The organism is Xylocopilactobacillus apis (genome assembly GCF_033095965.1).
Classification (GTDB): domain Bacteria; phylum Bacillota; class Bacilli; order Lactobacillales; family Lactobacillaceae; genus Xylocopilactobacillus; species Xylocopilactobacillus apis.
In genome coordinates this window covers 1347199-1360878 of record NZ_AP026801.1, presented here as the reverse complement: position 1 = coordinate 1360878, position 13680 = coordinate 1347199, and the positions used below count along the sequence as shown (strand labels likewise).

The 13680-nt window shown below is 34.2% G+C and carries 11 protein-coding genes; 10 read left to right on the top strand and 1 reads right to left on the bottom strand.

Going from position 1 to position 13680, the window contains the following annotated elements; all coding sequences use genetic code 11:
• The first annotated feature begins 1 nt into the window (after position 1).
• Positions 2–949: a glycosyltransferase family 2 protein gene (locus R8749_RS06510; protein ID WP_317695130.1), complete on the top strand. Its 948-nt coding sequence runs from the start codon at positions 2–4 to the stop codon at positions 947–949.
• A gap of 34 nt (positions 950–983) precedes the next feature.
• Here R8749_RS06510 and R8749_RS06505 read toward each other — a convergent pair whose 3' ends face one another.
• A complete protein-coding gene (locus R8749_RS06505) occupies positions 984–2201 on the bottom strand; it encodes a glycosyltransferase family 2 protein (protein WP_317695128.1) in 1218 nt (405 codons plus the stop codon).
• A gap of 366 nt (positions 2202–2567) precedes the next feature.
• Here R8749_RS06505 and R8749_RS06500 point away from each other — a divergent pair, with 366 nt between their 5' ends.
• The 9 genes from R8749_RS06500 to R8749_RS06460 all read left to right on the top strand — a co-directional run bounded on the left by R8749_RS06500 (position 2568) and on the right by R8749_RS06460 (position 13680).
• A complete protein-coding gene (locus R8749_RS06500) occupies positions 2568–3839 on the top strand; it encodes a hypothetical protein (RefSeq protein WP_317695126.1) in 1272 nt (423 codons plus the stop codon).
• 58 nt (positions 3840–3897) lie between these two features.
• Entirely contained in the window at positions 3898–5835 is a 1938-nt protein-coding gene (locus R8749_RS06495; RefSeq protein ID WP_317695124.1) for a M13 family metallopeptidase, read from the top strand.
• An 80-nt stretch (positions 5836–5915) separates the two neighbouring features.
• Entirely contained in the window at positions 5916–6998 is a 1083-nt protein-coding gene (gene serC / locus R8749_RS06490; protein WP_317695122.1) for a 3-phosphoserine/phosphohydroxythreonine transaminase, read from the top strand.
• 2 nt (positions 6999–7000) lie between these two features.
• Complete coding sequence (locus tag R8749_RS06485; RefSeq protein WP_317695119.1) at positions 7001–8173, top strand: 3-phosphoglycerate dehydrogenase family protein; 1173 nt, start codon at positions 7001–7003, stop codon at positions 8171–8173.
• Between the two features lie 59 nt (positions 8174–8232).
• A complete protein-coding gene (gene secG / locus R8749_RS06480; protein WP_317695117.1) occupies positions 8233–8466 on the top strand; it encodes a preprotein translocase subunit SecG in 234 nt (77 codons plus the stop codon).
• Positions 8467–8553: 87 nt separating this feature from the next.
• Complete coding sequence (gene rnr / locus R8749_RS06475; protein WP_317695115.1) at positions 8554–10788, top strand: ribonuclease R; 2235 nt, start codon at positions 8554–8556, stop codon at positions 10786–10788.
• Entirely contained in the window at positions 10769–11239 is a 471-nt protein-coding gene (smpB, locus tag R8749_RS06470; protein WP_317695113.1) for an SsrA-binding protein SmpB, read from the top strand. The genes rnr and smpB overlap by 20 nt, the downstream gene beginning before the upstream one ends.
• Positions 11240–11292: 53 nt before the next feature.
• Positions 11293–12672 (top strand): amino acid permease, encoded by a 1380-nt coding sequence (locus R8749_RS06465; protein WP_317695111.1) that lies wholly within the window; start codon positions 11293–11295, stop codon positions 12670–12672.
• A gap of 18 nt (positions 12673–12690) precedes the next feature.
• Complete coding sequence (locus R8749_RS06460) at positions 12691–13680, top strand: YhdH/YhfP family quinone oxidoreductase (protein ID WP_317695109.1); 990 nt, start codon at positions 12691–12693, stop codon at positions 13678–13680.

Genomic DNA, 13680 nt, shown 5'->3' with positions numbered 1-13680 from the left:
AGTGAGAAAAAGATTAATTTCGATTATTGTTCCCTGTTTTAACGAGGAATCAGCATTACCGGAATATTTTAAAGCAATGCAAAAGATGTTTTTGAACCTTGAAGAAAAACGGGAAAATTTTACTCACGAATATATTTTTATTGATGATGGTTCAAAAGATAGTACCTTAAATGAAATGGAAAGTTTAGCAGTTCAAGAACCCGATCAAGTTCATTTTATTTCTTTTTCACGTAATTTTGGTAAGGAAGCCGCTTTTTTAGCAGGATTAAGGGCTGCAAAAGGGGATTATATTGCAGTTATGGATGTCGATTTGCAGGATCCACCGGAAATGATTCCTGAAATGCTCAAAGGAATTGTTGATGAAGGTTATGATATGGTTGGCAGTAAAAGAGTGGATCGAAGCGGAGAACCTCTTGTTAGATCCTTCTTTGCTAAATTTTTCTATAAATTCGTTAATCGAATTTCAGACACTAAAATAGTTGAAGGAGTAAGAGATTATCGTTTAATGACAAGACAAGTTGTCGATGCGATTTTATCAATGCCTGAAACTAACCGTTTTTCAAAAGGAATTTTTAGTTGGGTTGGATTTAAAACTAAATATTTGCCTTACAAAAATGTAGTTCGGGAAGAGGGAAAGTCTCGTTTTACTTTTTGGAAACTTTTAAATTATTCACTTGATGGCATCATCGATTTTTCAGAGTTACCGCTAACATTGGCTTCTTTTGTTGGTATTATTAGTTGCTTTTTAGCAATTATAGCGATGATTTTTGTCATTGTTCGAAGGTTAATCTTTGGAGATCCGGTTAGTGGATGGGCGTCTCTTGTGACAATTATTCTTTTTATTGGGGGAATTCAGCTTTTTTGTATTGGAATTGTCGGAAAATATATCGGAAGAATTTACTTAGAGACAAAGCATCGACCAATTTATGTAATAAAAAAGAAAAAATAAAAGTTGATTAACGAATAACCGCTAATCAACTTTTTTAAGTTTGATAATTTTTATTTTCTTCAACTACTACTTGCTGATGATCAGCATTCTTTGTAATTTTAACCTCTTTATCATGAGGTGTTCGAACCCATTTACCTTGCTGCCGCCAATTTACTAGACCCCAAAATTGATCAATTAAATAGGTCCAGCTGTAGTAAGGAAGTCCGAGAAAAATAAATTTAAAAAACTTCTTTTCAGGAGCATCAAAAAGGGTAGCGTAGAACGGAAGTACAATAAACTGATAGATTCCAAAGAAAATGGTAATACCAGTTGATGGAATCAGCATTGAAACAAATTGTCCTAAAATTGCTATTTGGCCAGTATGTCCTAAAATGATAGTTAATAATTCATAGATAAACGCAAGGATAAAGGCAAAATACTGAACGACTTGAGCCATACTGAACAGATACATAATTTGATCAATATTACTAAAATTACCACTCTTTAAAAAATCATAAAATAATTTATAAAAATTTGTTAAACAGACATACCAATGTCCTTTTGCCCAACGAAATCTTTGAACCATCGCAACTTTTAATTTGTCAGGCTTTTCATCATAAATCTGGGCAAAATGATTCCATAAGACTCTTCCCCGATCTTCAACAATTTGAATTTCCATTTCAAGGTCTTCAGTTAAAGATTTATATTTGAATCCACCATTCCAAATTAACCAATCAACTCTAACTGCAAAGCCAGTTCCACCAATTGATGCTGGTAGGTGTAGGCGATATTTAGCCAGCTGGAAAAATCGATTGGTTGTCCAATAGTTAATCGCATAACCAGATGCTAAAATACTTTTCCAATTTTTAACCCCCAGGTAGGATTGAATTGCTTCAGGTTTATGGTGCCATAACCACTGCGAGTTAATTTCTTTTAAGATGTTGTTATCAACATGATTGTCAGCATCTAAAATAAATAGTAGATCATACTTTTTAACTAGTTTTTCAAATCCCAATGCTCTTAAAGCATATTGAATTCCTCCTGGTTTTCCTACACCTTCACGCGGAAACTTTTTTTCAATTGTGTCAACGTGTTCAATTCCGTACTGATCGCAAATTTTTCCAGTTTGATCAGTGGAATTATCATTAACAACGATTATTTTGTATAAAGAAGGATCGTATTCAAGATCTTTAAGTCCAGCTAAAGTATTTCCAATCACTGCTTCTTCGTTATGAGCAGCAATTAAAATTAAAAATCTAGCTTCGTCTGGCATAATCTGATAGTCTCTTTTTGGCTTTTTGAATCCAAAAAGAGAGAGAACAAAAAGGTAAATAAACTGAATTATAATCAAATACCCAAGCATTTTTAAAAACCATTGAAATGGGTACCTGATAAAAGATAACTGGCTAAAAAAGATTGAAGCAAAAATTATAATTGTTCCAATAATTAAAACCAAGTGATATTTTTTAATAAATTTTCCTAATTTCCTCATATTTAACATTGTACCTTGCTTTATATAAACTCTGATATAACTTTTCCATTTTTTTTAATAAATTCTTGCTAATATTTGGTTTCAATCTGGTTACAAAAGTTTTAGTTTTATTCTATGTGATAGAATATCCAACATGAGGAGTATGTTATGAAAAAAATTATAAAAAAAATTCTAATAGGACTAACGGTTATATTAATTTTAATTCCGTTTAGTAACACTTCCCAGCGAGTCAACGCAGCTAAATCTGATGGGTATATAAATTTAGCTGCAACAGATTCTAAAGATAAAGTTGATGTTTTTTATGTAAATGGTAATAAACAGACAAGTTTAATTAAACATCCAATTTTGTCTGTCGAGCAGCTTAGCCAGGAAGAAAGATCATTACTTTCGATTTCTGATAATGCGGCTGATGGAATTAATAAAATAAAGGATTATATTACATCTTCGACTGGAATGATTAAAAATTTAAAAGTATCTAGTATAAATAATGATGTATCCATTAAGAGTGTGCAAGCTGTTTTTTCTGATGATGATATGAAAAGTATTGCTTTTGTAAACAAATTTAATCTGCAAATTTTGGTACGTTTATCAAATTGGGAAGAATTAACGTTTTCTATTCCAGTAACTTTTTTACGTCCAAATACTAATAATGATTCAGCTCCAACTGTACAGTTTGATCCAGTATTTATGCTTCGGCCAACGATTTCTGCGAGCTCTCAGGGATATAGCTTAGTAAATGGAATTGTTGCGTCATATCTTAATAAGGATAGTTCAGTACTGATTCCTTCTGACCAATGGAAAATCACTTCAGTTAACGGTGTAATTAAGAATGATAATGTTCTAGATGTTTCAAAGCCTGGTATTTTTCAAGTTGATTACGAAATAACTAATCCGAACTCTGGTCAGGCAGCAAAAATTACCAGAAAAATAACAGTTGTCGATGAAAGCAAGGATAAAGATGATTATACACCAATGTATCAAGCAACTTTATATCCCGTTAATAAAGTAGGCTATATAAATTATGTTCTTGGTTATGGAGTAATGCTTTATGATGATTTTGGTGATGAAGCAAAACCGCTCAATCGATATCTTCTTCATGGAAGTTCTTGGAAAGTATTAAATAGTGTTCTTGATGAACATGGTGAAGAATGGTATAGCTTAGGAAAAGATCAATGGGTCAAACAAAAATATGTCACTTTTAATAAGAATTCTATCATTCAGTCAGTAAATTTTGTTGCTCAAATTACTTCTGAAGAAGGCAGTAAACTTTATAATGGTTACGGCGATTTAGCAGTATTTTCAGGTCGAATTTTAAGTAAAAATTCAAAATGGAAAGTAAAATCTACCGTTTTATCAGGAGACGTATTATGGTATAACTTAGGTGGAGATCAGTGGATTAAAGCTGAAGATGCCCAATAGTAATTAATTCGCATAAGGTTATCTTTATGCGTTTTTTGTTATCAAAAAGGAGTAATGAATGAAAAGAATACAAGATGTTATTGGTGGTGCTGGAAATCTTTTGACAGGACCAGAGACAACAGTTAATGAAAATCTATACTTAAACGTTAATGGAAAATGGTTAGAAACTGCTGAAATACCAGCAGATCGTCCTCGAACTGGCGGATTTTCAGATTTAAGTGAAGATGTAGAGAAAAAACTTCTTCAAGATTTTGCTGATTTTGCTAAAGATTCTTCTAAGGCGAGGGATCCTTATTTAAAAGAAGCAGTGAAGTTGTATCAACTTGCGGCTGATTTTACTGAGCGTGATCGATCAGGTGCTGAACCAGCAATGAAAGATTACAATTTTTATAAAGAAATTAAAGATCTTAATGATTTAAAATCTAAAATTAAACAAGTTGTAGAAGACGGAGTATTTGCCCTTACTTTTTGGGTTGCACCTGATATGAAAGATACAGCGCATAACTTATTATATGTTGGAGCACCTTCGTTATTACTTCCAGATAAACAATATTATGGGACTCCAAGTGAAGAAGCTTTAATGCCAATTTTTCGTCGGATGAGTCAAAATGTTTTGGCATCTTTTGGTGAGTCTGAATCTGACGCTGATAAAATCATTCAAAACACGATTGACTTTGATCATTTATTAGTTCCGTTAGTTAAATCTTCAGAAGAAAAAGCAGATTACACAGCTACTTATAATCCAGTTGATTTTGCTAAATTTAAAGATCAGACAGCTGATTTTGGTTTAGGTGATTTAATTTCAAATTTGGCTGGAGTAACGCCTGAAAAAGTAAGTTTAACAGAACCACGTTATTTTGATCAGCTTAATAAGGTTTTAAACGAAGACAATTTTGCTAAATTTCACGACTGGATGCTTTTAAATACCGCAATCGCAGCAACTCCTTACTTATCAGATCAGTTAAGAATTATGGGCGGCGAGTTTGGTCGTGCGATAACTGGAATTAGAGAAGCTAGCAATCAAGAGAAGAGCGCGTATCGTTTAACGAATAATCTTTTTGATGAAGTAATTGGCATTTACTATGGTGATAAGTACTTTGGATCTAAAGCCCGTGAAGATGTCAAAAAGATGATCAGAACTATGATTGATGTATACAAGAAGCGTTTAAATGAAAATTCTTGGCTTTCTAAAGATACAATTAAAGAGGCAATTGTTAAATTAGATGCGATTGAGCTGAAGATTGGCTATCCTGATCAGCCTCGAAAAATTTATCAAGAATTTAAAATTGATCCAGCTGCATCTCTTTACGAGAATGTTCGAAAAATTTCTCTTTTAATGCGAGATGATAATTTTAAAGACCTTAACCGGGATGTTGATCGAACTCGTTGGGCAATGCCGGGTAACTTGGTTAACGCTTGTTATGATCCGCAAGTTAATGATATTACATTCCCAGCAGCAATTTTGCAGGCACCATTTTATTCACTTGAACAATCTAGTTCAGAAAATTATGGTGGTATTGGGGCTGTTATTGCTCATGAAATTTCTCATGCATTTGATAATAATGGGGCAAAATTCGATGAATTGGGTAATATGAAAAACTGGTGGACTAAAGAAGATTACCAGGAATTTGAAAAACGCTGTCAAGGTATGATTGATGAGTTCAATGGAATCAAATTTGGCAACGGAACTGTGAACGGTAAACTAGTTGTCAGCGAAAATGTTGCTGATCAGGGTGGATTAAGCTGTGCATTAGAAGCTGCTAAACAAGATTCTGATGTTGATTTAAAGAGTTTCTTCAAAAATTGGGGCCGAATTTGGCAGACTAAAGATTCTCCTCAATTGGTTGAAATGCTTTTAGCTAGTGATGTTCACGCACCAGGGCCTTTAAGAGCAAATGTTCAAGCTCAAAATATAGATGACTTTTATAAGACATTTAATATTGTCAAAGGTGATGGAATGTGGCTTGATCCAGATCAAAGAGTATCTATCTGGTAAAACTGATTTTAATTAACTACTATGTATTTAGTAGTTTTTTTGTTATTCTAACTATTAATAAATAAAAGAAGAAGTTAGTGATGGACATATATAACTTTGGTGCTGGACCAGCAGCCCTGCCTATTGAGGTAAAAAAACAAATCTTATCGGATCTTTCAAAACATCAAGATGATCAATTAAGTATTTTAGAAATCAGTCATCGATCAGCCGAATTTGTTTCGCTGGTCAATCACGTGGAAGATACTTGTAAAAAAATATTTAATTTAGATGATGATTTTGCAGTCCTTTTTCTAAGTGGCGGGGCAACAATGCAGTTTGCATTAACTCCATTAAATTTTGCAGTAGAGAAAAAAAGAGTTGCATTCTTAAACTCAGGTCAATTTGCTGAACGAGCAGCCGAGCAGGCTGAGGGAATCAAAGGCATTAAAGCTGATTTCTTAGGATCTACTAAAGATGATCATTATCAAAGACTGCCGTTAATACCTTCTAGAATCGATAATTTAAAATATGATTACTTTCATTTAACGGTTAATAACACGGTAGAAGGGACCTGCTATCATCCTGATTTTTTACCAGAACAATTTGATCTGCCGGTAGTTGCGGACATGACATCTTGTTTAGGGGAAGAAAACTTTGATCTGAATAAATTTCAGATGGTAATCGCCTCTGTTCAGAAAAATTTAGGTACAGCTGGCACAACTATAGTATTACTTAGAAAATCTTGGGCGAAAACAGCTAATTTAGAAATTCCAACCATTATGCAGTACGAAACTTTTATTAATTCTAATTCATTGATTAATACTCCTCCAGTTTTTCCGATTTATGTAACTGGTAAAATGTTAGATTGGATTAATCTAAATGGCGGAATTGCTGAGATGGATCGATTAGCTAAAGAACGAGCAAATCTTTTATATGATTTTCTAGATAGTTCTAAGATATTTAAAGCGTCAGTTAAGAAATCTGATCGCTCACTAGCAAATGTCGTTTTTTCTACGGGGGATGAATCTAAAGATGCCCAAATTGCAATGGAAGCTCAAAAAGAAGGATTGCTTTCAATTAAGGGGTATCGAAGTTTTGGTGGCTTAAGAGTTTCTTTATATAATGGAATGCCCTTAGAAGGTGTCAAAGAATTAATTAACTTTTTAAGTAGGGGAGAAAGGTAAATATGTATCAAGTTAAAACGTATAATGTAATTTCGCAGGCAGGTTTAAAAGAACTTGATCCACAAGAATTTGCAATTAATAAAGAAGAAGATCCAGATGCAATTATATTGCGTTCAGAAAATCTGCTTAAAAAAGAGTTTGGTAATAATTTAAAAGCAATTGTTCGTGCCGGAGCGGGATTTAATAATATTCCTCTTAAACAGGCAAATGAGAAGGGCATTGCGGTATTTAATACGCCAGGCGGTAATGCTAATGCAGTGAAAGAAATGGTTTTTTCAATGTTAATAATGTCAGTACGCCCGATTTATCAGGCAATTGATTTTGCTGAACATAATGAAGGCTCTGATGTTTCCTTAAGAACCGAGGCTAAGAAAAATTCTTTTCGTGGAACAGAGCTTAAGGATCGTACGCTCGGAGTAATTGGATTGGGTCATGTGGGCAGTAAAGTTGCAAATTTAGGACTTTCATTTGGCATGAAGGTAATTGGCTATGATCCTTTTATTCATCCTGATGCCGCTTGGGAAATCGACAGTCGAGTACAACGAGCACAGGAAATATCAAAGCTTTTAAAAGAATCAGATTTTGTTACAGTTCATATTCCATACAATTCAGACAATGATCATTTCATTGATGAAGAAAAATTAAAATTAATGAAAAAATCAGCGGTTCTTCTTAATTATTCCCGTAATGATATCGTTGATGATAAGGCAGTGATTAAAGCATTGGATCAAAAGAGCTTGAAATTTTATGCTACGGATTTTGCAGCAAGTGGGCTTTATAATCGTGATGATGTTTTAATTACCCCTCACATTGGGGGTTCTACAAGAGAAGCGGAACATACAGCGGCCCGGATGGCGGTTAATGAGTTAAAAGAGTTTATGTTAAATGGGAATTTGATTAATTCGGTTAATTTACCTAATTTAAATGAGCCTTTTACTACAAATTATCGAGTGGCGGTGGTTCATCATAATATTCCGAATATGCTCGGACAAATCTCAACGATATTTGGGAATTTTCACATTAATATTGATCGATTAAGCAACCGTTCTAAAGATGATCTGGCTTATACTTTAGTTGAAATTGAAGATTTTCCAATGGATCAAAAAGATAAATTCTTGGCATCAATGCAAGAAGTACCGGCAATAATTAGGACTCGTTTTTTAAAAAAGAAGTAAGCTCGACAAACATTTCAAGTGTGGTATAATTTTAAGTAACTTAATTTTAAGAGGGAACTATGCGTATTTTTCAGATTTTATTGATTATTGTTTCAATTTTAATCGTTTGTGCTGTAATGTTACAGCCCCAAAAGCAACAGGATGCTTTGAGTGCTTTGTCTGGCGGAGGAAGCGATTTATACAACTCTAAAAAGTCACGTGGATTCGAAGCTTTCATGGAAAGAGTAACTTGGGTCTTAGGAGCTATTTTCTTTATTTTATCCATGATTCTTGTATATATGTCTTCTCATTAGAAAGTCTATTAATATAGAAAGAAAGATAACGGGAAGTAGGGAAGGGTGATTCAAAATGAGTCACCTTTTTCTTTTCTTTAGGTATTTATGAACGAAAAACAAATTTTAGATAAATTAAAAGCAGTAAGTCAGAATGAAGAAGATAAAGTAATTTCTTTAACTGAAATAGGCTTATCAGAAAATAATGAACAAAAAGTGATTAAACATTTAGTAGTTCAGAGAAAAATTTATCTTTTAGATCCTGATCATGTAGTTTTAACTACTGATGCAAATAATTTAAAGGGAGTTTTTAAAGGAACTGATAAAGGATTCGGATTCGTTGATCTGGATGGAGTCGAATTTTCAGTTTTTATTCCGCCGAGTAAAACACGCTATGCTTTAACTGGTGATGAAGTCGCAATTGTAATTACTACATCTGCTGACCTAGATTCAAACAGAGGAGCAACGGGTTTTGTTGGGAAAATAATTCATCGCACTAAAACGGAAATTATTGGCGAATACATTCCAACGACTGACCCTAAGCGTCTTGCTCAAGGATACGTTGGATGTCTACGACCGCTTGATAATAAATTAAGTAAAATTCCGCTTTATTTGCGCGATCCAAATGAAGAAATTAAACTGCATGATATTGTTGTTGCAACAATCACTGATTATCCGAGCCGAAAACACCCAGATTCTTTTACTGGAGTCAAAAAAGAAGTTTTAGGTTCTAAGGATGCTCCAGGAATTGATGTTCTTAGTGTTTTAAAAGGATATGATTTACCACTAGAATTTCCTGACGATGTTCAAAAACAAATAAATCAAGTTCCTGATGAAGTCCAAGATAACGATCGAGCATGCAGGAAAGATCTTACTGACGAAATAGTCGTGACGATTGATGGCGATGATTCAAAAGATTTTGACGATGCGGTTGGCCTTAAGCAGTTAGAAAATGGACATTACTTATTAGGCGTTCATATTGCCGATGTAGCTAGTTATGTCCATGAAGGCAGTGCTCTTGATCAAGAAGCATATAAAAGAGGAACTAGTACTTATTTAGTTGGTGAAGTTGTTCCAATGCTTCCGTTTAAACTATCTAATGGTATTTGTTCACTTAACCCTGACGTTGATAGATTGACGATGACTTGTGAAATGGAAATCGACGGTGATGGTAAAGTATTAAATCATCAGATTTTTCCGTCAGTAATTCGTTCAAAAGGGCGTTTAACTTATAATTTGGTTAACGATACCTTTGAAGGGAAAAAAGTGCCGGATAATTATGAAAAATTACGGTCCACTTTAGAGAAAATGCGTGATCTTCATTTAATTTTAAATGAAATGAGAATTAAACGAGGCGCAATCGAGTTTGAGGAAAGAGAACCTCAAATTGTTCTCGATCAACAAGGCCATCCGGTCGATATTAAAATCCGTGAGCGTAAAGACGCCGAAAAAATGATTGAATCATTTATGTTGGCTGCTAATGAAACAGTTGCTAAAGATTACTATGACCGTCATTTACCATTTCTATATCGGGTTCATGAAGTGCCGGATGAAGAAAAGATTAGCGATTTTTTGACTTTTGCTAATACGCTTGGTTTAAAACGAACTCCTGGACTGGATCCTAAATCGCCAAAAGTAATGCAGTCGATTTTGGAGCAGGCAAAAGGAACTAATGATGAGCAGATTGTCATTACCAAAATGCTTCGATCAATGAAACAGGCTCATTATGCTCGTGAGCCTTTAGGACATTATGGTATTGGTGCTAAATATTATTCCCATTTTACGTCACCAATCAGGCGGTACCCAGATTTAATCTCGCATCGTTTAATTCATGAATATTTAACAAGAAAAGACGAATTAATGGCTAAACCGCAGGAACTGTCTGATAAGATAGACGCAATTGCAGATCAATCTTCAGTTCGCGAACGAGTTTCAGTCGATGTTGAACGTGATGTTCTGGATCTTAAGAAAGCTGAATATATGGCAGATAAAATTGGGCAAGTATTTGACGGAGTTATTGGCTCAGCTGTTAGTTTTGGACTTTTTATCAGTCTGCCTAATACAGTTGAAGGATTGGTTCATATTTCAACTCTTAAAGATGATTATTACAATTTTTCTGAAGATTTATTAGCACTAGTTGGAGAAAAATCACGCAAAATGTATCGAGTTGGTCAGCCAGTTAGGGTTAAACTAGTTAATGTTAATGTTGATCTACATCAGGTTGATTTTGAGCTTACTAGTGATAATCAGGGTGTTCCAGCACCAGAATTTGAAGGAGTAAGTGATTTCACTCATTCAGAGGGACGTCATTTTATTAAAGCTAATGAAAAAGAAAAAAGTTGAAGATAACGTTTTAGCTAATAATCGCCAAGCAAGTCATAATTATTCAATTCAAGATACAATTGAAGCCGGAATTGAACTTCAGGGAACTGAAATTAAATCAGTACGTGATGGAAAAATTACCCTTCGAGACGGGTACGTTTCTGTAAAAAATGGGCAGGCCACTCTAAATAATGTTCACATTAGCGAGTATAAACAAGGAAATATTTATAATCATGATCCTTTGCGTCCTCGCAGGTTATTGCTTCATAAAAAAGAAATTATTCGTCTTGCTAAAGAAACAGATCAAGAAGGAATGACCATCGTTCCATTAAAGGTCTATTTAAAACACGGATTTGCAAAAGTTCTTTTAGGAATAGCTAAGGGTAAAAAGAATTACGATAAACGCGAAAGCTTGAAACAAAAAGAACTTAAACGGGAATTGCAACGAACTTTTAAGCTGAGTCAGATATGACCAGTTTTTTTGTGTTCAAAAAATAAAAATGATGATTACTTGGGGGAAATCAGATGTCATTATGGGGTAGCATTACCCAAAAAGCTGATATTAATCAATATCTAAAAAAAGATACTCAATTTCAGCAGACTTTAAAAGCAAAAGATCTATTAGCCTTAGGAATTGGGGCGGTAATTGGGACTGGTGTTTTTATTTTGCCCGGTACAGTTGCTGCAACTACCAGTGGTCCTGGTGTAATTTTAAGCTTTCTTATCGCTGCAATAGTTTGTGCTGCAGCTGCCATGTGTTATGCGGAATTTTCATCAGCCATTCCAATTGCTGGAAGTGCATATTCGTATGGCAATATTATTTTTGGTCAATTAGTTGGCTGGATTATTGGCTGGGCTTTAGTTTTAGAATATATGCTGGCAGTTGCAACAGTATCTGTAAGTTTTTCGGCGTATTTTAATGCTTTTTTAAAAGGATTTAATATTTACCTTCCAAAATCAATATCTGGTCCGTTAGATCCGTCCCATAGTACGTATATTAATCTGGTCGCAGTTTTAATTGTTTGTATGATTGCTTTGATGCTTTCTAGAGGCGTAAGTTCTTCAATGAAAATTAATGATTGGATGGTTATTGTAAAAATTGCAATTATTGTCATTTTTGTTGCGGTAGGATTATTTTATATTAAGCCTAAAAATTGGACTCCTTTTTTCCCTTATGGATTAAAAGGGGTTAATACGGGTGCAGCTACAGTATTTTTTGCTTATTTGGGATTTGATGCAGTTTCATCTTCTGCACCAGAAGTAAAAAATCCTCAACGAAATATGCCGATTGGGATTATTGGGACTTTAGTGATTGCCACAGTTTTATACATGAGTGTTGCCACAGTTTTAACCGGAATGATGCCGTTTAAAAAATTAAACGTGGCTGATCCGGCAGCTTTTGCTTTACAGCATTATCATTTAAATTGGGCAGCTGGGATTATTTCAGTTGGGGCACTGGCTGGAATGTTTACCATGATGGTCACAATGATTTACAGCAGCTCGCGATTAGTTTATGCAATTAGCCGTGACGGTTTACTGCCTAACTTTTTAGGTGAAATTAATAGCTCTCACTTACCTAACAATAGTTTAATCGCAGTTTCAATTATTATTGCTTTGATGGGAGGCTTCGTTAATTTAAATCAATTAGCTGAATTGGTGAATATTGGAACGCTGATTGCTTTTACTTTTGTATCACTAGGAATAATACCGTTAAGACAACGTAAAGATATTGTAAATAAAGGATTTAAGGTTCCACTTTATCCGGTTTTGCCAATTATTTCGTTTATTTTATGTCTTTACTTAATGACAAAATTAAAATTAGTTACTTGGATAGCAGCTCTGATTTGGTTTGTTATTGGTTTAATAATTTATTTTACATATGGAATTCATCACAGCAAAGGGTGATCAATAGAGGTAAGAAATGTGGAAAAATTTAATGCTCTAGTTGTAAGAAAGCAAGGATCAAAAGTTACATGTCAGATGGAACAAGTAAATGAATGCATGTTGGGAGAGGGGGAACTATTAATTAAAGTGATGTATTCATCGCTGAATTATAAAGATATGTTATCTTTTCAAACAAGCGGTGGAATTATTCGTAATTATCCAATGATTCCTGGGATTGATTTAAGCGGAATAGTCCAAAAATCAACGGATTTTCGTTTTAAAATTGGGCAGGAAGTTTTGGTAACGGGTAAAGGGTTAGGGGTTAGCCATCCGGGTGGATTTTCTGAGTATGCGAAAGTTCCTGCAGATTGGGTGGTTCCATTGCCAGATAACTTATCTCTTAGGGAATCCATGGTTTATGGAACAGCAGGCTTGACAGCTGGCCTTTCAATTAATGCATTAGAAGAAAATGGCCTTAATAGAGACTTAAATCAATCGATATTGGTTACAGGTGCAACTGGTGGTGTCGGAAGTATTGGACTTAAGATTTTATCCAAGATTGGCTTTCAAAATTTAACGGCTATCGTAAGAAAGAAAAATCAGATTGATATTGCAAAAAAGTTAGGAGCTAATAGGGTGATTTTATTGAAAGAATTTAATTTTTCCAAACATTTATTAGCGGAGCAGAAATTTGACTATCTTTTGGATACAGTAGGTGGAGATTTGCTTTCCCGCCTGCTGCCATATATGTCCTATCAAGGAAGGGTATCATTATGTGGAAACGTTGGCGGAGTTGAATTAAATACAACGGTATTTCCGTTTATTTTACGGGGAGTTAATCTTTTAGGGATTGATTCAGTTCAAATTTCTGTTGAAAAAAGAAATTTAATTTGGAATAAATTGGCTAACGATTGGAAAGTTACAAATTCCCTTTTGATTAATGAAGTTGAAATTAATAATCTCTCAGACTCAATAGAGTCATTAAAAGAAGGGCATCATCTAGGCCGTACAATTGTTAAAATTAGTTAA

Excerpts from the sequence above, each read along its gene's own strand:
- serC (WP_317695122.1), top strand. The coding sequence starts at position 5,916 with ATGGACATATATAACTTTGGTGCTGGACCAGCAGCCCTGCCTATTGAG.
- R8749_RS06495 (WP_317695124.1), top strand. The coding sequence starts at position 3,898 with ATGAAAAGAATACAAGATGTTATTGGTGGTGCTGGAAATCTTTTGACA.
- smpB (WP_317695113.1), top strand. The coding sequence starts at position 10,769 with ATGAAAAAGAAAAAAGTTGAAGATAACGTTTTAGCTAATAATCGCCAA.
- R8749_RS06485 (WP_317695119.1), top strand. The coding sequence starts at position 7,001 with ATGTATCAAGTTAAAACGTATAATGTAATTTCGCAGGCAGGTTTAAAA.
- secG (WP_317695117.1), top strand. The coding sequence starts at position 8,233 with ATGCGTATTTTTCAGATTTTATTGATTATTGTTTCAATTTTAATCGTT.
- R8749_RS06465 (WP_317695111.1), top strand. The coding sequence starts at position 11,293 with ATGTCATTATGGGGTAGCATTACCCAAAAAGCTGATATTAATCAATAT.
- rnr (WP_317695115.1), top strand. The coding sequence starts at position 8,554 with ATGAACGAAAAACAAATTTTAGATAAATTAAAAGCAGTAAGTCAGAAT.
- R8749_RS06500 (WP_317695126.1), top strand. The coding sequence starts at position 2,568 with ATGAAAAAAATTATAAAAAAAATTCTAATAGGACTAACGGTTATATTA.
- R8749_RS06505 (WP_317695128.1), bottom strand. The coding sequence starts at position 2,201 with ATGCCAGACGAAGCTAGATTTTTAATTTTAATTGCTGCTCATAACGAA.